We start from the raw sequence: 20,413 nt of genomic DNA on the forward strand, positions 1-20,413 counted from the left end.
GATGCCGCCGCCGCGGATCGTGGTGTACGCGATGAATCGGTCGTTCCGCGTGCAGTGTGTCGCGCTGCTGCGCGCGGCCGGGGCGGCGGTGCGTGTCGCCAGCAGGCAGGCGGAACTCGCCAAGGCCCTCGGCGAAGGGACGATCGCGGCGATCATCGTGGATGATGACCGCGACGCTGCCGTCGCGCGCGTGGTGACACGCGTGGTCGTGATGCAGCGAGCGCCCGGCGAATCGATCGAAGAGATCGTCGCGCGGGCGCTCGGTCCTGCAGACACTCTGGCGGATCAGCCGAGGTCGAGCGAGTAGCCCTCGCCGCGCACGGTCCGGATGTCGACGACGCTGCCGGACTCGCGCAGTCGCTTGCGGAGCTGCGCGACGTGCACGTCGACCACGTTCGAACCGGGATCGAACTGCAGGTGCCACACATGCTCGAGCAGCATCGGACGCGTAACCGTTTCACCAGCCCGCATCGCCAGGAACTCGAGCAGCGAATACTGACGCGCCGTCAGACTGACCGGCTTGTTGTGGCACTGCACTTCATGTGACACGCGATTAAGCGTGAGATCGCCGGCACTGACGCGCTCCATCGAGCGTGCGCCCCCGCGCCGAATCGCTGCCCGTACGCGGGCGGCCAGTACTTCGTTGGGAAACGGCTTTTGCAGGTAGTCATCGGCGCCCGCATCGAGCGCCCGAACGACATCTGCGGTCGTATCATGCGCCGTGGCGACCACGATGGGCGTGGTGCTTCCTTCGCGGCGAAGATCCTGCAGCACGGCGATCCCGTTGCGGTCGGGCAATTCGAGATCGAGGACGATCGCATCGTAGGCGGTCGAGAGCGCGAGTCGTCGTCCATCTTCGGCGACCGGAGCGATATCGACATCGTAACCATCGTCGATCAAGACCTGGCGCATCAGATCAGCGACGAGTCGATCGTCTTCGATGACCAGGATCCGCATTCGCGTGTCGGATTGAGTAGGAACCATGCGTCGGAGAGCCGTGGCGGGAGCGAACGTCGGTGGCCACGGGAGTCCGGGGAGGGCTGCCGCCACCGACGGCGAGGTGATCCCCTAACCGTTGTTCCGACATGTTAATGCGGTTTTGTCACAAATTTGGCAGGATGAATGGCAATTCATGAAGTTGGTCCAGCCGTGTAACGGTGCCGCAGGTCAGCTGTCGCCCTTCAATCGTCGAATTGCGCGTCGATCTCGCTTTCCCGGCTTGCTGTCACCGAAGGCAAAGGCCGTCGGCATCTGTCGGAGCTGTTCCTGCGCCGCCTCGCGCTTCCGCTTCCCATCGGCCATTTCCTCGTAGAGCCGCTGGGCGATCTCGGCGGAGCCCCGGCGTTCAGCGACGTCCTTCACGCGAAGCTGCCAGGCGAGAGGGCCCTGCTGCACGCGGATCTCATCGCCCAGCTGCACCAACTTGGCCCGCTTCGCGCGGTCTCCGTTGACGTCAACTTTGCCGCCGTCGATCGCTTCCGCTGCGAGCGCTCGCGTCTTGAAGAAGCGTGCCGCCCAAAGCCACTTGTCGAGCCGAACTTTGCCCGGTGGCGACTGCTCGTCGTCGTCGCGCATCGACTACTTCGACCCGTCGGCGCTGTCATCCTCTTCGTCGAAGACGATCACATCATCATCGACGTCGTCGTCGAGATCATCGACGTCGTCGCCGTGGTCCAATGCGTCGTCCGCGATATCGGTGTCGTCGAGCTCCGCCGACGACGTACCATCGGCCTGTGCGGACTGCGCCTCCGCCGATCGCACCTCCCGGATTCGGGTGGCGGCACCGGCGTATACCGAGCGAACAGCCGGATTCGATTGCTGCTCACTCGCGCGCCGTTCGAGCAGCGGCACCAGGGCCATGGTCGCATCGAGCTCTGCGTCGGCGTCCCCGCTACTGGCCATCGCCATCAGCATCGCGACGACGTCGTCGCAGGCATCAGCCATACGGCTCGAGGTCATCGCATCGGGACCCGGCACGTTCGTGCCGCGCGCCATGAGCGCGACGCGCTCGCGCAGCACCGCGGCATCGGTCTGGAAGCGATTGACGAGATATTCTCTGGCAGTCGTTGTCATCAGCTCAAGTCGTTGCGGGTAATGCCAAGTTCGTCGCGTGCGGTGCGCCACGACGCCAGCCACGCGTCCGCGACAACCGCCGGCGCAATTCCGATGCGACCGCAGCGTGACACGAAATCATCCCACCACCCCTGCTCGAGTGCGTCGATCACCTCGAGCAATTGCCCGAGCGGCTGCTGGCGGTCGATCATCGTGTCACGCAGCGCGTTCGGCAGCGCCAAGCGCTCCGCCAGAATTGGCGCCGACGCGCCGAGTGCGAATTCGAGCGTCGAGAGCAGGCCGGCAATCAGGCGCATGCGCGGATGTGGTGCGTTGTCGAGTGCGGAACCCACTCGCTCGCACGCACGCGCGCGACGCAGTGCGATGAATCCGAGTTCGGCATCTTGCGCGGCATCACCGATCAGTCGTGCGGCCACGGACACCAGGCGGTCCATGATGGCATCGCGACCGAGCATCGTGATCGCGTGCGTGACCGAACGTGGCCCGCGCACGCCGAGCGAGGCCGAGCCCATGGCGCGCAACAGCGATGCCGCCAAGTGGGGATCATCATGCACGAAGGTGTCGAACGACGAATCGGTGGGACGGCCATCGGCAAATGCCGCGAGCATCGTGATCGCGCGGATCACGCTCTCTTCTGTGGTCCGGTCCACCGGTACACCGGCGCCACGCGCCAACAAGCGCCCGCTGTATAGTGGCACGCCCGTTTGCAGCACGCGGTGGCGCGTCAGGCGGTCGTCGACGCCGCGCACGAGCGGCCGGAGACCCGCGTCGAGCAGCACCCGCACGCGACTCTCGAGGGCACTGGGCGGCGTGTGCGCCGCATCGAGTACGATCGTACTCCCCACCAACGACGGAGGAAGCGGGTCACCGTCGGGAAATCCTTGGAGCGCGAAGTGAAAGCCGGCGCCAAGCAACCGATCGACCGCGCGCCGCGTCGCGGGGTCGTCGAGCGACTCCGTTGCCAGGAGCCACACGGCATCGGCCGAGGCGAAGCGGGTAATCGCACCTTCGCGCACGATCGTGGACGTGATCGGCACCACGAGACTCCGACCGGCGAGACGCGTGAGCGCCCCCACCATGTCTACGAGTCGGCGGGCATCACCGTCTGGATCCGAACCACTGCGGCGCGGATCGGCCGGGCAGGTCGAAACCGCATACCCGATAACGCGGTCGCGACGATCACGAATCGGCATCAGCGAGGTCAGCATACGCGGCTCCGCTTCACGCGATCAGCGCGGCGCGCGCTCGGCGCGCGCCAGCACCGAGTTGAAGAATGCCGGCTCGCCGGTGACGTCGCGCTCCACATACGGCGCGAGCCATGCAGGGAGTGCCGGTTGGTCGTCAAGCCCCGAGAGCTCGACTTCGGCGAGCACGAGATCGCGATCGAGAAAGACGTCGATCTCCCACGCATATGCCTCATCGCGCACGACGTGCCGCTGCTTACGTACGCGCGCCGCCGCGGTGAGCGGCCACATCGCCTCGAACAACTCGCGGCTCGTACCCTCGTCGATTTCGACACGGGCCTGTGCGGGACCGAGTTTCACATTCCGCCAGCACACGACTGTTCCATCGGGATTGGTGGATCGACGCAATCGCTCGCGCAGCGCGGTCCCGGGCAGCCAGCCTTGCTCGATCAGTGTTGGCGATACGGCGGCGGCCACCGGTGGTACGCGAGTCAGGAGATACTTGCGTTCGATCTCGAGCGGCACGCCGGCCTCGGTTGCCGGTGCGCTGTCACGCCGCAGCTCGACGACGGCCAACTCGAGCGACTTCATCACGCTGTCGATCCGCGCGCACCAATCCAGCGTGAACGCTTCGTAGTGCGCGAGCGCAACCGCCCCCAAGGCGCGATGCAGCGCCGGGAGCTTGGCCTTGAGCGCCCGCTCCGCCAAGAGATCCGCGTCGCGCACGGCGCCGAGCAGGTCCTGCCCCCGCGTGGCGAGTTCGTACCAGGCGCCCAACGCCGGACGCGATTTGGCGAAGGGTGCGAGCATGGCGCGCTGCCGCTTGAGCCGGATGCGTACCCGATGCATCGCGTCGCGCGAGGCCACGCTGGTCACGCCCTCGAGATCACGCCGTAGTCGCACCGACGCCCGTTCAACGCGTGTGGCGAGATGGCGCGCGAACGGCGTGGGTGTCGCCGGCATGCCCACGCGATGCATGAGCAGGTACGTGGACAGGCGAGCCACCAGACGGTCCACGATCGGATCGAGATGCTTCTCGAACGCGCGCGTGACGTTGGCGGACGAGCGTGACGCGCGTCGGTCGAGGATGGCACGCAGACGGATGGCTTCGTCGCGCGCGACGGCGGGCAGCTGTTCCATTTCCGCGTCGAGCCACGAGCGTTGTACGTCGGCATCGCGCACGGCATTGGTCGCTTGCCCCAGTGCCCGAAGTGCACGCAGTGTGCGTCCGTCGACCGCGCCATCAAGCGCAGTCTCATGCTCTCGCAGCACCGCACGCAGCCGCCGTAGCGAGACGCGAGCGCGGTGCAACGTTTCGGCATCCGTCCCGAACGCGGTACCGGCCGTGGCCAGGGGAGCACCGGTCAACAGCGCCGCCTCGCCGGGCGGGAGCGCCTTGGGCGACCCGATGGCCGACGGCTGCCACCGCGCACGCGCCTCACAGAGCTGTTCGAGCCAGTGCAAGGCGACCACCCGCGCGCCTTCCTGCGCCGGCCGGCGAAGTACCTCCGGCAACAGGCGGCGCAGATCGGTCGCGGTCAGGAGAGCACCGTCAGCCATCGTTGTCATCGTGATCATCGTTCGCGTCGACGTGCACGTGGGCCGTGCCGTCGTCGTCGTAACTCACGGACACCAGCCACGGACGACAGCAGACCTGACAGTCTTCGACGTACTGCTGATGCGTCCCGGAGCCCGGGTCGAGTGTGATCTCGACCGGTTCGCCGCAGTACGGGCAGTGCACCTCCCCGACGAGATCGGCCACGCCGTCGCCGAGTGGAAACTCCTCGTCGTCGAGCGCGTCTTCGGCCTCATCGGGATCGCCGGCGTCATCCGGCAGGTCCCACTCTTCCCGATTACCCATGTTGGCACAGTGTAAGCATGCGCGTAATCAAACGTGGCTGCCGCCCCTGTCCACCTCTGGCGTGTTAGTTCTGCTTCAACAGCAGCGTCCGGTCGCCGGTGGCTACCGCAAGGGCAGCACGGGCGCCCGCCACCTTGGCCTCCACCGCCGCGAGCTTCACGGCCTCGTCGAGCACCAAGCGCTCGCGCAGGTTCAGAATGAGGAGCGTGCCCTCGCCATTCTCGTAGCGCACCTGCTCGGCATCGCGCAGTAACCTCGCGTTCCGTACGTTCGCCACCTGTCGCTGTCGAAGGCGCTCGAGATTGAAGATGTCGAAGATCGCGGCGCGTGCGTCGAACTCGACCTCGCGTCGCAGCCGGTCCCGCTCGAGTCGCTGAAATTCAAGGCGCTGGCCCGACGCCGCAAAGCGTCCGGTTTCCTTCAGGAAGAGCAAGGGCGACTTGATGCTGAGTCCGGCCTTGTAGTTGTTGTCGAGCCGCTCACCGTCAAAAAACGACTGCTCGCTGTCGCTCGCCCCAAGTCCGGCCAGTTTCGCTTCGGCCAGTGGCAGGAGCGCCTGTGTCGTGAACAGTCGCTGGGCCTCCGCCTGCTTGATACGCGCCTGTACCTTGAGCAGATCCGGATTTCGGCGCGTCGCGACGTCGAGCAGCTCCACCAGTCGCGTGGAGTCGATCCCCACTCGTTCGATGCCGAGCAGCACGGGCTTCGCATCCGCGGGCAGTGGGACCGGGCGGCCCACGTCATCCCAGAGATACGCCGTGACGTCGAGCGACGAGAGGTAGAAAGACGCCTCCGCCTCGAAGCGGGTGACTTCGCGGCGCTGCAATTCCAGCAGCGCTTCGATGGTGTCGATCGGCGCGGTCTCCCCGTTCGCCACACGCCGCCGGACCGCCTGCAACCGGAACTCCGCCAACGCCTCGCCTTCCTGCGCGATCATGCGACGGCGCCAGCTTTCGTACCACACGCCGTAATCCTTGGCGGCCGAGAAGAGCAGCTTGTTCACGATCGCCGTACGATCGGCGTCGCCGGCATCCCGCGCCGCGCGCGCCTGCTGCAGTGCGTTCCGACGTTCGTCGGTCAGGATGCGCTGGCCAAGCGGAATGGAGATGCCCGCTTCGAGCGTGCCGTTGGCGGCGGTGCGTCGGTCTGGGTTGAAATACCGGCCCATCGTCCGATCGAACGCAATGGTCACGTCCGCGCCGATCGGCAACGGAATCTTCAGTTGCGCGTCGAAGTAGTTGTAGTACTCCGTGCCGCCGAACTTCTTCTGATCCCACGAGGCGGTCACGGTGGGGTCGAAGGCGCCCCACGCGGTCCGGAGCTCCGAGCGCGCCTGCTCGGCGACCAGACGTGCCTGCGTCGCTACGGGATGGTTGGCGAGAATGGCGTCCACGAACGCCGGAAACGTGAATGGCGTACCGAGCGTGTCGAGCGCGCCCGGTGCCGCTTGTGCCGAGATCGAGCGCGAGATCGATACCGTGCAGCAAAGACCGATTGTCGCGGCGAGCATCGTGCGCAGGAAACGCGTCACTTCTTTCCTGCGCTTTTCGAGTCGCTCTTGCCCGCGCCCTTCCCGCCCGCCACCGCGTCGGCCGGCAGCGCTTCGTTGGGATTGATCGACAGCGGGAAGCCGTTGAGCTGACGCCAGATCTCCCATCCAACGGTCACGTTGTCGAGCATGGCCCAGCCTTGCACACCCGTGCCAAGGCGGAGCTGCGCGGGCCACGCGCCATCGTTCGTCGTGTCCGGCACCAGCAATACGCGGAACTGCCCCGAGCGATTCGGAAATTGATCGATGACGGCGACCTGCGCGCCGAATGTCCCCGATGCCACCTGCGGCCATCCCGAGATCTGCAGGGCTGGCCAGCCGTCGAAGAAGATGCGTACGTGACGCCCGGGTTTGAGCAGCGCGATATCCATCGGTTTGACGAAGAGCTCGACGGCCTTGCTCGGTCGGGCCGGCTGAATGGTGACAATGGGCTCGCCGGCTTTCACGATCTCGCCCTGTCCAGCCTTCGTGGCGCGCACGACGTAGCCATCCTGCGGCGCTTCGATGAGGTAGAAGCCGTTGCGAATGGTGAGCGAGCCGACCTTGTCCTTGAGCTTGGCCACCTCCGAGCGGCCTTCGCTGACCTCGGCGAGCGTCGACGCACGATCGGACCGCGCCTTCGAAATCTTCTCGCCATACTCCGCCGGAACGCTCGAGAGATCCGTCTGGACGCTGAGGAGCATCTGCTGCTTCTCTACCAACTTGGCGGACGCAGATTGCGCACGGATCTGAAACGCCTGCAGCTCGTTGACCGAGACGAGACCGAGCGTGTCGCGGAAGAGGCGTTCGCGGCGACGCAGCTGATCGCGCGCCACCGAATCCTCTAACACCGCCTGGCGAACTTCGGCGCGATACTGCTCGATCTTGTTCGCGGTCTGCTGCAGCTTGAAATCGCGTTGCGCGTCGAGCTGGGAAATCAGCGTGGTGAGGGCGGCGGCCTTGTTCTGCTTCTCGCCGATCGCGGACTCCTTCGCCGACTGCTGCTGCGAGGTGAGCGGCAGCACGTTGGGATTGAGGTACTCCTCCTTGATCTCGGAGATGCGGACGATGCTGTCGCCCTTGCTCACGTACTGACCTTCCTGCACGTACCACTGCTCGATGCGGCCATCGATCCGCGTGGGCAGTTCCTGCGGACGGTCGGCGGGATTGAGGGCCGTGACGGTACCTTCGCCGCGGACACTCTGCTGCCAGGGCACGAAGAGCACGAGGAACAGCGTGATGAGAATGCCCAGCAGCCAGCGGGATACGATGCGGCTGGTGTTCGCTTCGCCCAACAGCGCCGTCGTTTCCAACGGCAGGTGTTTGAGTTCGCGTTCGATATCGAGATCGGACAAGGCCATGGTATTCAGGCTCCCGTGGTCATGGGCGTCTCGTGCAGCAAGTTGCGGCACATCGGGTCCTGTCGCAGGACGCTGAACGGGCCTTCGCGCACGATCTGACCTTGATCGACCACGAGCACGCGGTCGAACGCGGCCAGCAACTGGGGATCGTGCGACACCGTGATGACCGTCCACGGCCGGTTGCGATCGGTGAGCAGCTTGATGATGAGCGTGCGCGACGCGGCGTCGAGGTTCTGGAAGAAGTCGTCGAGCACGATGAGGCGCGGACGGCCAACCATGCCTTGCGCCACGAGCAGCTTGCTCGCGAGATGAGCGGGCAGCGTTCGTCCACCGTTCGTGAGTTCGGTCTGGATGCCCTGCGGCAGCTGCTGGATTTCGTCCGTGAGGGCAAGGTCGTCAAGCGCCTCGCGGACATCGCGCGGCGTGATGTGCGTGCGGCCCACGCTGACATTCTCCTCCACCGTGCCGTCGAAGAGATCCGTCCACGAGAGCATCTGCCCGATGCGCGCGCGCAGGGCCGGCCGATCCAAATCGCGCAGCGTGACGCCGTCGAATCGAATCGTGCCATCGTAATCATCGATCAGGCCGCCGAGCAGCTTGAGCAAAGTGGACTGGCCCGATCCGTCCGAGCCCATGATGGCCACCCGTTCGCCGGGCTCGATCTGCAACGTGACACCGTCCACGGAGGCCGAACGCGCCGAGGGATACCGGTAGCGGAGGTCCTTCGTCACGATGGACACGCCCACCCCGAGTGTGTGGATCGGCGCGAGGCCGCCGCGGGCTTCGAGCGGCAGATCCGCGACGTGGCCCGACTTGTCCACGCTGGTGAGCACGTCGTATACCGTGGCGAGACTGGTGATCAACTTTTCGACGCCGGCGAGCACGGTGACGATGACGACTTCGGCCGCCACGAACTGACCGAGCAGCAGCCGGTTGGTTTGCACCAGCGTCGCGCCGATGATCAGCACAGCCGCTGTGATGAACGTCTTGAAGCCGATCAGGGCAATGGTCTGCTTTACCAGCACGGCGAAGTGCTTGCGCCGGTACTTGAGGTAGCCGGTGACCACGTCGTCCATCCGCTCCACCGGCAGCGTGGAGTCGCCGGCATACTTGAACGCGTGAAACGCGCGCGCGATCTCCTCGAGCCAGTGCACCGCCTTGTACTTGTACTTCGATTCCACAATCGATGTCTCGAGCCCCTCGGGCCCGGACCAGCGAATGATGAACCAGAGTGCAGCCGTGACCACGATCGCGAACACGGAAAACCAGGGACTATATAACGTGAGCAGCATGAGGCTGAACACGATCGTGAGCAGCGCCGTGGGGACATCGAGCAGCAGCTTCTGTACGCCCTTCTGAATCGCGATGGCCTCGAACAGCCGGTTCATCTGCTCGGGCAGATTCTGCTCCAGCGACGCGGCATAGCGTAGCCGCGGAATGCGAAAGGCGAACTCGAGCGCCATGCGGGCGAAGACGCGCTGCTGGATGCGCTCCACCACCTTGAGAATGCCGATCTGCAGCACACCGGCGATGATCGTCCCCAGCACGACGAAGGAGATCAGCACGATCACGGGCTGCAGATAGAGCCGGCCCTGGACGATCTGCACGATACCGCCAACGGCGAGTGGCAGAATCAGACTCAATCCGCCGGACAGCGTCGCATAAAAAAAGACCGTGAGAATCTCACGACGCTCCCGGGCGAACAGGGCGAAGGTGCGGTCGAGCGGCGTCCGCGGTTCGTGTTCGTCGGCGCGGCCGGACTCGCCGACGGGACTGTGGGGGTAGGCGCTCGAGAGGGAGCTGTTGGACGGCCGCAGCGCCATTGGCGCCAGTGCCGTCAGCGCATTCCCCGAACTCATGCGTCGAAACAGGGTCTCCGCGAGCGAGTCGCCCTGTCCGTCGATGACGATCTCGCTGCCGTCGCGGGGAACCAAGAGCGCCTGGACCCGGTCGCTGGCGTCGCGACACACGACGATCGCATCGTCATTGCGCACGTCGACCAGCACGATGGGCACCGTACGCTCCGCGATGGCGAGCTTGAGCGTATCGAGGGAGATCTGCCGGTCGAGGTAGCCGACATCGACGGCGCCGCCAATAGACCGCAATCGATTCGGCAACGGATCGGTGGACAAGATCTGACGCGTGAGCGCGCGCCAGCGCGCCTGCTCGACATCGAGTCCGAGCGCAGCGGTAACGAGTTGGTTGACGCGAGTTGCCTGAGCCGACATGACGCAATTGGGGGAGCTATGAGCAAGAACGTCCCGTCGTCGCGTCGGGCGACGAGGGCGAACGCGATGAGAGGCGGGCCTGAGTGCCCGCGCTCCAGAGACCGGTGCCGCGAGTGATCAGCGGTGGATCGGCGGGGCTCGTGTCGGCGCTGAGCCCAGCCGGCCATCGCGACGCTGCGCAGAGACACGCGCGACGGTTGGTGTGCTACGATGCCGATCGTACGAGGAGCGGGCAAGAGAATCACCCGTACGCTCGACGCCGGGGATCTGCGACGACGCCGTGCGCTGGCCGCGGCGTCCGCCGCTGCGCTGCCAGGCGGCGCGCGCGGTGGGGGCCAGCCGCGCCGAGGCGCGATCAGTCGGTGCGGCGTGGTTCATCGCCAGCACGCGCTGCGCCGACTCGATCCGGAACCGGCCGCTCTCCAGGTTCGTGGCGGTATGCTGCATGGTCGGCAGGGGCCGAGAGGCCATCGGCGCACCGGCGAGCAACACGCACACCATGGCCGCACAGGCCAAAGCGAGGTGAACCAGCCAGCTGGGACGAGGCGCTGCAGTCATACGGTCAACAAATACGACATCACTGATCGGGATTCAAGCGGCTTCGGAGTTAAGATTGGTCGCGATCGGTAGGCGCGACCGATTCGTGACACTTTCTTCTGGCACCGGCGTACGGCTCATCACCAGCAGATCGCACTCGGCGGTTCTGTCACAGGCTCTAATTGCACGATCAACGCGCCTATCCATGTCTTGCGTTTCCATTGGTTCACACCGTGTCGCGGCCGCGCTCATGAGCGGTTTCGCGGCCGTCCTGCTGGCCGGTTCGGCCAGCGCACAGTCCAGCGGCATCGGCGGCGCGCCGTCTGGTCGCGGATCGATCGGCGTCCATCTGCAGGTCTCTGAACCCAAAGGCGAGCTTGGTCGGAATACAGGCAACGGCTTCGGCTTCGGCGGCTATGTCCTCATGCGGCTCGATCCGAACTCCATCGCCAATCTCCGTGGCGATGTCTCGTTTCTGATGTACGGGAATACCACCCGTCGCATTCCATTAAATGGAACGGGTGGCCTGCTTCAGCTGGACTTGCGCACCACCAGCAACATTGTGTCGGTCGTGACGGGGCCGCAGCTGCTCGGCCCCACCGGAACCTTTACCCCCTACGCCACCGCGCTCGGCGGATTTTCGGTATTCTGGACCTCGAGTGCGATCGAAGGATCGAGCAACGAGAACGACCCCTTCGCCACGACCACGAATGCCAGTGACGCGGTGTTGGCCTACGGGGGAGCCGTGGGCAGCTACATCCGGGTGAGCAACGGCAAGAATCCGGTACGCATCGATCTTGGCGCGCGCTTTCTCCGTCACGATGACGTCCGATATCTCAACGCCGATCGGGTCCGCGAGGCGTACGCCAACGATCGTCCGCCCGTCCCGATTCGCGGTCGTGCCGACTTCGTGACGTACTATCTCGGCGTCAACGCGATCGTCTTTTAGCGTGGCGCTTCTCGTTGGCAGACGGTCGGTCGTTGGACGTATCGTCCGCTCACTTTCCGTTTGAAGCGTTTCATGGTGATGCTGGGAAACACCACGACACGACGCACGTGAAACGGATCTTCGTGCATCGCGAGCGGCCCGGAGTTGGTCGCCAAGGCGTAACGGAAGCCGGCGTGCCGCGCGAGTTCTTTGGCTTGCGCCGACAGGTGGCCGTACGGATAGGCGAACGTCTGAACGGGCACGCCCAGCTCTGACTCCAACTGCGTCTTGGAGTGCTGAATCTCTACCCGAGCCCGTTCAAGATCGACGGTGCTCAGGTCGGCGTGCGTGACCGTGTGCGCTCCGAATTCCACCAATCCGCTCTCAAGCATCTCGCGGCGTTCCGCCTGATTCAGCAGACGACGCGGCGCATCACCACGCCGCATGTCCCATTCGTTGTGTTGGAGGCCGGAGACGAGGTAAATGACGGCTTTGGCGTTGTACTTCTTAAGCAGCGGAAACAGCAACCGAAAATTGTCCTCATACCCGTCGTCGAACGTTAGCACGACGGCGCGCCGCTGCTTCTCGAACACCATTGCATTGTCGACATCGGCGAAATGCAAGGTACGGAAGCGGTGATCGCGCAAGTATTGGAGCTGCGCTTCGAATCGGTCGGCGCGCAAGTGCGTTTCGAACTCGCTTCCCTCGTCGTCACGCTCGATGAGACGATGGTAGCAGAGGATCGGTATCTCATGGCGAGTCGCCTTGACGTACGTCGATCGGTACGCGTATTCACGGCAAACCACGTCAGCGTCGCTCGTGGCGTCGGCCGTTACGCTAACCAGCGGCACCCCAGCCAGGCGGGACGCCAGCCAGCTCGCCAAACGAACGCGTGGGGAGCGCGCATCAACAACCTGAAGGCGGTTCCGGCGGATCAACCACACCAGCGAAAGCACACCCTTGCCGGTCCGCCAAAGCGAACCGGCACCCAGCCGAACCTTGACGCGGCTAGCTCTGGTTGGCGCGTGTGCATGCTCGGAGGCGATAAACACGTCGTGCCCTCGTGCGACGAGCGCATCGGCCAGTGTTACAGCGTGTGCGTCCGCGGTCGGATCCGCATGGTCTACGGTAAGGAGAACTCGCACGACACTCAGGCGACTGGTTGGACGACTAAGCCAAAGTGCTTGGATCCCGCAGGCCCACGCCGCGCAGCGCGGTGGGCCAGAAACTGGAACACGCGCGGGCTGCACAACAGTCGTTGTCCCCACGCCGAGTCCCGCCGCGACTTAAGCGCGGTCTTGAGCCGAAACCAGTACCGGTCGTTGAAGTACAACGCTTCTCGAATCCGTCCGCCGGCGGTCTCGACCAAATTCACGTACGACTGCTGCGCGGTCGGGTTCATGAAGTCGGTGGCAATCAGCACGCCGTTTGCGGAGAGCAGGGGCAACAGCGCCCGCACCGCCCGCACAGCGCGTTCAGCGCCATCGAAGGCGCCAAGCAACACGTCGCCAGCGAACACGACGTCGAAGTGGCCGCGAGGATACGCGGGCGCCAAGGCATCGCCCAATTGTATGTCAAACGCGGTCGAGGTTCGACGGGCCGCGCAGCGGTCTTGCGTCATGCGAATGGCCGTTGGTGAAATGTCGAACGCACTGACACGTGGCGCGTAGTCGGCCAGCATCTCGGTCAGGTACCCGAGACTGCAGCCCACGTCGAGCACGCGGCGCGGGCGGGGTTGCCAACGGCGTGCGGCTCTCAACGTGAGGTGGTACTTGGACTGTTCAGCCGCCTGACGATACCCCCACGGGTCGGCGTGAGTCCGATACAAGTCATCGAAGAATGCGGCGTCTCTCGGAACGGCACCTGGCATCGGTTCTAGAAAAGAGGAAATGGCCGCTGTCCGCTCTGTGTCAACGCCGATGAACGATCGCCGAATGACGACGCTTGTCAATGCGACCGGTCATCCTTGTTATGGTTTGGCATCACGTCCCACGTTCGTCTCGCAAGACTTGACAACACCACGGATTGATCGACTTTGGACACTCGTCGTGCGCTCATATCACCTCAAACGTGCGGGACATGGTCGTTGCCAGAGACTAACTCCGATTCATCGGCCACAGCGGGCGGGGATTCCGCTCCGTCCTTCTTGAGCGAGGGTGTGCGCGTCGTACGCGCCGGCACGCGCCGTCTGAGGCGCATGGTTTTCTCACCGCCTCCCAAGCCTTGGGACCCCAAGCCAGGCAAGCTCAATTTTTATGCGGACAGTTGGAAGCTGCAAGCGAAGGTCTGTCCGTGCGACCTGCAATTTGCCGACTTTCTGGCTGCCAGTGGTCGATCTGGCAGCATGGTGTTCCACTTCGGGACGGGTGAACACCATCTGCTGGCCAAAGAGAATCAGGCACTCTCGGAGCCCAATGAAATCCTCGGCATCACCGCGTCGCTCGGCGAGTACGAGGCGTATGTCGACTACGTCATCAATGAGCCGCAGGCAGCGAAGTACTACAAGGTGCTCTTCGCGGATATCTACACGCTGACGCCGCGCATGCTGCCGAAGTTCGACGTGGTGTCGCTCTTCCATTTGTGCGAGTTCTACAACGTGTCGAATGCCGAATACGCGCCGCTCGACGATACGTCGCTGGTCGAACTGTTTCTCGCGACGATGAATCCTGGCGGGGAGCTGCTGTTCTATACCGGCTCATTTGCGTACGCCAAGGCGCAACCGATCATCGAGCGCTTTGTCGACCAGGGCCGCCTCATCAAGAAAGCCGAGTATGAACAATTGCTCATTTACGCCGCTGGCTAGGCGCGTATTGCCAGCGTTCGGCGTCGCTCAGTCGTCGTCCGGACGTCGACGACGCTTGGTCTCACCGCGTTGACGCTTCTCGGTCAATCGTCGTTCGACGGAGCCCCGTGTAGGCCGCGTGGCCTTCCGGGGCTTCTGCACAATCAGTGCCCGCGACACGAGCTGCACGAGCCGCTCGATCGCCGCCCGCCGGTTCTGCTGCTGACTGCGATACTCGCCGGCCACGATGCGCAGTGCGCCGTCGCTGTCGAGGCGTGACGCGAGACGTGCCATGACGAGCGCCCGCTGTTCGTCACGCAGCGCGCGCGTGTGCCGCACGTTCCACTGGAGCGCGATGCGCGTGGCACTGCGATTCACATGCTGACCGCCGGGCCCACTCCCGGAGATGGCGGTGACGTCGAGTTCATACGCCGGAATGCAAACACCCGGAACCACATCCACGTCGTCCTGTGACGGCGCGGTCACCTCAGTCACCTCCCGGCGCACGACACGGCGACGCGCTGAGTGCAGTCGAGATCGACGCGGGCGTCGGACGTGCAGTCGAGTCCGGGGCTGTAAAGATCGCCACGTACTCCGACGGTGCGGTCTTGGTGAACGACCGTTGTCGATAGCCCACAGCCGCCAACTCGCAGCGCAACAGGGACGGCGGCGTGCCGTGGCCGTAGGTCGGCCGCTCGAGGTCGAGGATCACGAGGCGTCCACCAGGCCGCATGGCCGTCGCAAGATTCCAGAGCAGCGCGAAGGGCTGCTCGATCTCGTGATACATGTGAATCATGATGGCCACGTCCACACTGGCCGCCGGCAAACGCGGATCGTGGGCATCGCCGCGTACCACCTGGACGTTGCGCAGCCCTTCGCGTCGCACGCGGCGCTGCAGCAACGCGAGGTAATCGGGCATGATGTCTTGCCCATACACCTGGCCGGTGGCACCTACCACGGGCGACAGTCGTGTCACGTAGTAGCCATCCCCTGCGCCGATGTCGGCGATGCGCTGTCCGCGACCGATCTTGGCCAGTTGCACCACGCGCGCGAACTCGCCGACGTCGTCGCGATCGTCCTCATCGCTCCATCTCGGCGCGACGATATCCGCCACCGGTCGCATTGGGCTCGGAAAGGCGCGCGCCGGCTCGCCGGGCGGCGCCGCCGGACCGACCGTATCCTGTGCGGTTCCGCTCGTACCCGATGCCGCGCGCTCGGCGCGATCCGCGCGATCTACCGCAGCGCCGCACGCCACGGCGGCAACGATTAACAGTAGCGACCACTTGACGCGAATCATGATGTGCTCGGTGCTTCGGTTCGCAGGTGCACGCGTAGTGCCGCCACGCGACGGCCATCCATCGCGACAATTTCGAGTTCACCGCCGGGATAGGTCACGCGATCGCCGACCTTCGGCAGTCGCCCCAGCATCGCGAACGCATAGCCGCCAAGTGTCGACCAGTCACCTTCGGGAATCGGAAGCTTGTGGTCGGAGCGCACATCGACGAGTGACATGGAGCCGGCGAGTTCAAGGACGCCATCGAAGAGCAGGGCATCGCGTGACAGCGGATCGTACTCGTCGGCAATGTCGCCGATGACTTCCTCCACGAGATCTTCCATCGTCACGATCCCTGCGGTGCCGCCGTACTCGTCGAGGACGACGGCAAGGTGCGCGCGCGTGCGTCGCAGATCATCCAGCACGCGTTCGGCCGCGCGCGTGGCCGGCACGAACATCGGTTCACGCAGGTGATCGCGCAGCGAGAACGACTCGGGGTGTTCATCGAGCCAGAAGTCTTTCGCGAGAAAGACACCCACGATGTCGTCGGGCGTTTCGCGGTATACCGGATAGCGCGAGTAGCGCTCGCGGCGCAGCGTTGCGATCAGCTCGTCGAGCTCCACGTCTTCGGCGATCGCGATCATATCGGTGCGCGGACGCATCACATCGAGCGCCTTCTTGTTGTGAAAGTCGAACACGCCGGCCAGCATGGCCGAGTCGGACTCGTCGAGCGTGCCGTGTGCGCGCGCCTGCATCACCAACAGCCGCAGCTCTTCCGGGCTGTGCACATGTCCCCCCTCGGACACGGGCTCGACGCCGAGCAGCTTGAGTAGTCGGTTGGCGGTGCCGTTCAGCATGCCGATGAACGGCGACATGACGCGCGAGAAAAGCATGAGCGGGCGGACCACCCAGCGGCTCACCGTTTCCGGACGTGCGAGGGCAATCGACTTCGGGGCCAGCTCACCGAGCACGATGTGCAGGAAGGTGATGACCAGGAACGCGACCGCGATCCCGGCGCCCGTGTGCACCGCACCATTCGCGGGCTCGACGCCCACCACGTGCAGGGCGCGGTCGACCAGCACCGCGATGGCCGGCTCACCGATCCAGCCAAGGGCGAGAGACGCGAGGGTAATACCGAGCTGGGTCCCGGAGATGTACCGATCCAGCTGACTCAGGGCACGTTGCACCACCTTCGCACTGCTGTCCCCCTCGGCGGCCATCTGATCGATGCGGCTTCGCCGGACCGCCACCAGCGCAAATTCCGCCGCGACGAAGAAGGCATTGAGCAGGACCAGCAGGAGCACGACGAGCAATCGGCCCGAAGCCACCCCGAACGTGAGTTCGTGGACGACGGGCAAAGAAGGGTCAGCAAGCATACTGAAAGGAAACGGACACGCGGGTGATTCGTCAGGGTAGTGCAATCTGCAAGAGTGCCGGGCATTCCGCTTCTGCGGCATTCTGCAAGACTCACGACTTCTGTGCGCTATACCCCCGCGATCCCGCAGGTCCCGATTCAGGAGATGCTCGACCCGCGCCGTGTACTGCGCTGGGTCTGGCTCGGCCGTGTCGTGTTGTCCTGTGCGATTCTGGTGGCGGCGGTGTTCGTCTGGAGCGAGGCGGCCCCCAGCGACACCCTGGTCGCGACGCTGGCGTTCGCCGGCGCAACCCTCGCGACCATTGGTTCTGCGCTCTACGGCGAATTCGAACGCCGCGCGCTGAGTCTGCGCTTCTATGGACTGCAGTGCGCGATCGACTTGGCATTGGTAACCGCCGTCGTGCACATCACGGGCGGCTGGAGCTCCCAGTTCGCTGCCCTGTACATCTTGGTGATCGCCAGCGCGGCGCTGCTGTTGCCCTTTCGCGGCGGGCTGGCGGTCGCGGGTGGTGCGTGCCTGCTGTACGCGGCCGATGTCCTCCTGCTGCGACCGGGAACGCCGTACGTCGGTATCTCCGTGCAGATCGCGGTCTTCGTCGTGGTGGCCCTCGGCTCCGGATACGTCTCCTCGCGGTTGCGGCAGGCGGGTGTGGGACGCGAGGCGCTCGCCGCGCAGTTGGTGAAGGTGCAGCTCGAAGCGGCCGACATCCTGCGAACGATTCGTTCCGGTATCATGACGGTCGATGCGCAGGGAAGGCTCCTGTACGCCAATCCCGCCGCGTCCGATCTGCTCGGGATCGATCTGCGGTCGCTCGTTGGGCGGCCGGTGCTCCACACGTTGCTCGGTGTATCGCCGCAACTGGCCACGCTGCTCGAGCAGTCGTCGCGCGACGGCGTCCGGACCACGCGGGCTGAAGGGGTGATTCACCGGGATGGCGAAACGGTCGAGATCGGTGTCACCACCACGATTGCGAACGGTACACGCCAAGACGGCGGTGTCACGGCGACCGCCATCTTCCAGGACATCTCGGACAGCAAGCGCATTCAGGCGTTGCACATTCGCGCCGAGCGCCTGCAGGCCGTGGCTGAACTGAGCGCTTCCTTGGCCCACGAGATCCGGAATCCGCTGGCCTCGATCCGCAGCGCGACCGAACAGCTAGCACGTCGCCGTGCCCGATCGCTGGAGCCGACGGCCGACGATGACGACGAGCGGATTCTGCACGACCTCGTGGTGCGCGAAGCCGATCGGCTCAGTCGCCTGCTTGCGGACTTCCTCGACTTCGCTCGGGCACGCGTTACGCGCGTAAGCCGCGTCGATCTGGGGGCGATCGTGAACGCCGCGGCGATGATCGCAGCTTCGCATCCCGATCGGCGCGCCGGCGTGCAAGTGCAGGTGAGCGTGGCGCCGGAACTGCCGCCGGTGGAAGGCGACGAGGATCTGCTGCATCGCGCCGTGTTCAATCTCGTGCTCAACGCCGTGCAGGCGGTCGGGCCCGAGGGGCACGTGTTCATCGAGGTCGACCGCTATCGCCCGGCCGGCGAGCATGGCGCGGCGTCGGCGATGCTGACCGGTGAGTTGCTGACCGTGAGTGTGACCGATGACGGTCCCGGCGTTCCACTGGAGTTGAAGGACCGGCTGTTCGAACCGTTCGTGACCGGCAAGGCCGGTGGCACCGGGCTCGGACTCCCGGTGGTGCATCGCGCCGTCGAGGCGCATCGCGGCGTGGTGCTCGTCGACTCGCTCACCCGCGGGACGCGGTTCACGATGCTGCTGCCGATCGCCAGCGACAACGGCTCGTCGCGTCGCGGTGAAACGCCCGTGCACAATGCTGTCCCCTTCGAGCCGCATCAGGACGATGCCGCCGACGATCTGCTTCCTCGCCTTACTGGAGTTGCACCGTGATCCCTCCCGCGCTCACCGGTGACGCACCGCGCGTGCTCATCGTGGACGACGAAACGGGCATTCTCGATTCGTTGCGCATTCTGCTCAAGAACGAGGGTTTCATCCCCTTCACGGCCCATGGTGGCCGTGCCGGCGTGGAGCGCATTCCCGAGCTGCGGCCGGACATCGTGCTCACCGACGTGCGGATGCCCGATGTGAGTGGCGTGCAGGTGTTGAGCACGGCGCGTCAGGTCGATCCCGATGTGCCGGTGATTCTGATGACGGCGCAGGCCACGTTGCAGTCCGCCATGCAGGCCGTGAACGAGGGCGCGTTCTACTACATCCAAAAGCCGTTTCGTAACGACGAGCTGCTGGCCATCCTGCGTCGTGCCGCCGAGCATCGAAAGCTGCGCGCGGAGAACACCACGCTGAAGCAGGAGATCAAGCGGCGCGAGCGCACGACCAGCGGCCGTCCGATCGGACGCAGCAAGTCGTGGCTCGACGTGCTGCGTCTCGCCGAAACCGTCGCCCCCACGGATTCCACGGTGCTGATCACCGGAGAGTCGGGTACCGGCAAGGAAGTGATCGCGCGATACATCCATGAGTTGAGCACGCGAGCGGACCACAGCTTTCTGTCCATCAACTGCGGTGCACTCCCGGAATCTTTGCTGGAGAGTGAACTCTTCGGTCATGTGAAGGGCTCGTTCACCGGCGCAGTCAAGGACAAGACCGGCCTCTTCACCGCGGCCAATCAGGGCACGTTCTTCCTCGACGAAATCGGCGAGACGACCGCGTCGATCCAGGTGAAACTACTGCGTGTCTTGCAGCAGCGTGAAGTGATTCCTGTCGGTGCTACGGAAGCCGTATCGGTGGATACGCGCGTCCTCGCAGCCACCAATCGCGATCTGGAAGAGGAGATCAAGCGCGGCAGCTTCCGGCCCGACCTCTTCTATCGACTCAACGTGATCGCGGTGCACTTACCGCCGCTCCGTCAGCGTCAGGACGACATCCCGTTGTTGGCGGAGTCGTTCCTCGCCCGCAGCGCGTTGCTGCGCCATGAAGGCGTGAAGATGCTACGTGACGATACACTCGACGCACTGATGGCATACGCGTGGCCAGGCAACGTGCGTGAGCTCGAGAACGCGCTTGAACGCGCCGTGATCCTGTCCACCGGCTCGGTGATCGATCCTGACGCCTTGCCCGAGCGCGTGACGGCCCGCCGGGCCGAGCCGCTGGTGAGTGAACGCACGCCGGTGTCGCCCACGCTTGAAGCCATCGAGCGCGCGTACATCCAGTGGGTGCTGCAGAACGAAGGTGGCAACAAGAGTCGCGCAGCCGACATGCTCGGCATCGATCCGTCCACACTGTATCGCAAACTTGCCCGCTACGGAGAAGCCTGAT

20 protein-coding genes are annotated in these 20,413 nt (G+C 64.9%); 5 read left to right on the forward strand and 15 right to left on the reverse strand.

What is annotated here, in order from left to right:
- Position 1: 1 nt before the first annotated feature.
- Positions 2-307 (forward strand): hypothetical protein, encoded by a 306-nt coding sequence (locus RMP10_RS10425; protein ID WP_310570234.1) that lies wholly within the window; start codon positions 2-4, stop codon positions 305-307.
- On the opposite strand, the gene RMP10_RS10430 is transcribed toward RMP10_RS10425, so the two are convergent.
- From RMP10_RS10430 to RMP10_RS10475, 10 genes are all read right to left on the reverse strand, one after another.
- Entirely contained in the window at positions 286-957 is a 672-nt protein-coding gene (locus RMP10_RS10430; protein ID WP_310570235.1) for a response regulator transcription factor, read from the reverse strand. The genes RMP10_RS10425 and RMP10_RS10430 overlap by 22 nt on opposite strands.
- 210 nt (positions 958-1,167) lie before the next feature.
- Positions 1,168-1,575 carry an RNA-binding S4 domain-containing protein gene (locus tag RMP10_RS10435; protein WP_310570236.1) on the reverse strand — a complete coding sequence of 136 codons (408 nt, stop codon included), beginning with the start codon at positions 1,573-1,575 and terminating at the stop codon, positions 1,168-1,170.
- Positions 1,576-1,578: 3 nt separating this feature from the next.
- Positions 1,579-2,073 (reverse strand): hypothetical protein, encoded by a 495-nt coding sequence (locus RMP10_RS10440; RefSeq protein ID WP_310570237.1) that lies wholly within the window; start codon positions 2,071-2,073, stop codon positions 1,579-1,581.
- Positions 2,073-3,281, reverse strand: a complete 1,209-nt coding sequence (locus RMP10_RS10445; RefSeq protein WP_310570238.1) for an HDOD domain-containing protein — start codon at positions 3,279-3,281, stop codon at positions 2,073-2,075. The genes RMP10_RS10440 and RMP10_RS10445 overlap by 1 nt, the downstream gene beginning before the upstream one ends.
- Before the next feature lie 21 nt (positions 3,282-3,302).
- Positions 3,303-4,835, reverse strand: a complete 1,533-nt coding sequence (locus RMP10_RS10450) for a CHAD domain-containing protein (protein WP_310570239.1) — start codon at positions 4,833-4,835, stop codon at positions 3,303-3,305.
- A complete protein-coding gene (locus tag RMP10_RS10455) occupies positions 4,810-5,118 on the reverse strand; it encodes a CPXCG motif-containing cysteine-rich protein (protein ID WP_309671796.1) in 309 nt (102 codons plus the stop codon). Before RMP10_RS10455 ends, RMP10_RS10450 begins: the two co-directional genes overlap by 26 nt.
- A gap of 64 nt (positions 5,119-5,182) precedes the next feature.
- On the reverse strand, positions 5,183-6,649 hold the full coding sequence (locus tag RMP10_RS10460; RefSeq protein WP_310570240.1) for a TolC family protein: 1,467 nt from the start codon (positions 6,647-6,649) through the stop codon (positions 5,183-5,185).
- Positions 6,646-8,007, reverse strand: coding sequence for an HlyD family efflux transporter periplasmic adaptor subunit (locus RMP10_RS10465; RefSeq protein WP_309671794.1), 1,362 nt, complete (start codon positions 8,005-8,007; stop codon positions 6,646-6,648). The genes RMP10_RS10460 and RMP10_RS10465 overlap by 4 nt, the downstream gene beginning before the upstream one ends.
- Before the next feature lie 5 nt (positions 8,008-8,012).
- The gene (locus tag RMP10_RS10470; RefSeq protein WP_310570241.1) at positions 8,013-10,235 is read right to left on the reverse strand and encodes an ABC transporter ATP-binding protein; all 2,223 of its coding nucleotides are present in this window, start codon (positions 10,233-10,235) and stop codon (positions 8,013-8,015) included.
- 117 nt (positions 10,236-10,352) lie between these two features.
- Positions 10,353-10,793: a hypothetical protein gene (locus RMP10_RS10475; protein ID WP_310570242.1), complete on the reverse strand. Its 441-nt coding sequence runs from the start codon at positions 10,791-10,793 to the stop codon at positions 10,353-10,355.
- Between the two features lie 229 nt (positions 10,794-11,022).
- Here RMP10_RS10475 and RMP10_RS10480 point away from each other — a divergent pair, with 229 nt between their 5' ends.
- The gene (locus RMP10_RS10480; protein WP_310570243.1) at positions 11,023-11,721 is read left to right on the forward strand and encodes a hypothetical protein; all 699 of its coding nucleotides are present in this window, start codon (positions 11,023-11,025) and stop codon (positions 11,719-11,721) included.
- On the opposite strand, the gene RMP10_RS10485 is transcribed toward RMP10_RS10480, so the two are convergent.
- A complete protein-coding gene (locus RMP10_RS10485) occupies positions 11,718-12,551 on the reverse strand; it encodes a polysaccharide deacetylase family protein (RefSeq protein ID WP_310570244.1) in 834 nt (277 codons plus the stop codon). The two genes, RMP10_RS10480 and RMP10_RS10485, sit on opposite strands and share 4 nt — an antisense overlap.
- A 299-nt stretch (positions 12,552-12,850) precedes the next feature.
- A complete protein-coding gene (locus RMP10_RS10490; protein WP_310570245.1) occupies positions 12,851-13,570 on the reverse strand; it encodes a class I SAM-dependent methyltransferase in 720 nt (239 codons plus the stop codon).
- 327 nt (positions 13,571-13,897) lie between these two features.
- Here RMP10_RS10490 and RMP10_RS10495 point away from each other — a divergent pair, with 327 nt between their 5' ends.
- Positions 13,898-14,503, forward strand: coding sequence for a hypothetical protein (locus RMP10_RS10495; RefSeq protein ID WP_310570246.1), 606 nt, complete (start codon positions 13,898-13,900; stop codon positions 14,501-14,503).
- A 27-nt stretch (positions 14,504-14,530) separates the two neighbouring features.
- Here the strand turns inward: RMP10_RS10495 and arfB are convergent, their stop codons facing one another.
- Genes arfB through RMP10_RS10510 form a run of 3 tightly spaced genes read right to left on the reverse strand, consistent with a single transcriptional unit; the run spans position 14,531 to position 17,131 of the window.
- Entirely contained in the window at positions 14,531-14,968 is a 438-nt protein-coding gene (gene arfB, locus RMP10_RS10500; protein WP_309670198.1) for an alternative ribosome rescue aminoacyl-tRNA hydrolase ArfB, read from the reverse strand.
- Position 14,969: 1 nt separating this feature from the next.
- Positions 14,970-15,779 (reverse strand): methyltransferase domain-containing protein, encoded by an 810-nt coding sequence (locus tag RMP10_RS10505; RefSeq protein WP_310570247.1) that lies wholly within the window; start codon positions 15,777-15,779, stop codon positions 14,970-14,972.
- Entirely contained in the window at positions 15,776-17,131 is a 1,356-nt protein-coding gene (locus RMP10_RS10510; protein WP_310570248.1) for a hemolysin family protein, read from the reverse strand. Before RMP10_RS10510 ends, RMP10_RS10505 begins: the two co-directional genes overlap by 4 nt.
- 102 nt (positions 17,132-17,233) lie before the next feature.
- Between RMP10_RS10510 and RMP10_RS10515 the strand changes: the two genes are divergently transcribed.
- Both RMP10_RS10515 and RMP10_RS10520 read left to right on the forward strand, forming a co-directional pair.
- Complete coding sequence (locus RMP10_RS10515) at positions 17,234-19,033, forward strand: ATP-binding protein (RefSeq protein ID WP_310570249.1); 1,800 nt, start codon at positions 17,234-17,236, stop codon at positions 19,031-19,033.
- Positions 19,030-20,412 (forward strand): sigma-54 dependent transcriptional regulator, encoded by a 1,383-nt coding sequence (locus RMP10_RS10520; RefSeq protein ID WP_310570250.1) that lies wholly within the window; start codon positions 19,030-19,032, stop codon positions 20,410-20,412. Before RMP10_RS10515 ends, RMP10_RS10520 begins: the two co-directional genes overlap by 4 nt.
- The last annotated feature ends 1 nt before the right edge of the window (position 20,413 follow it).

It is taken from the genome of Gemmatimonas sp. (assembly GCF_031426495.1).
Classification (GTDB): domain Bacteria; phylum Gemmatimonadota; class Gemmatimonadetes; order Gemmatimonadales; family Gemmatimonadaceae; genus Gemmatimonas.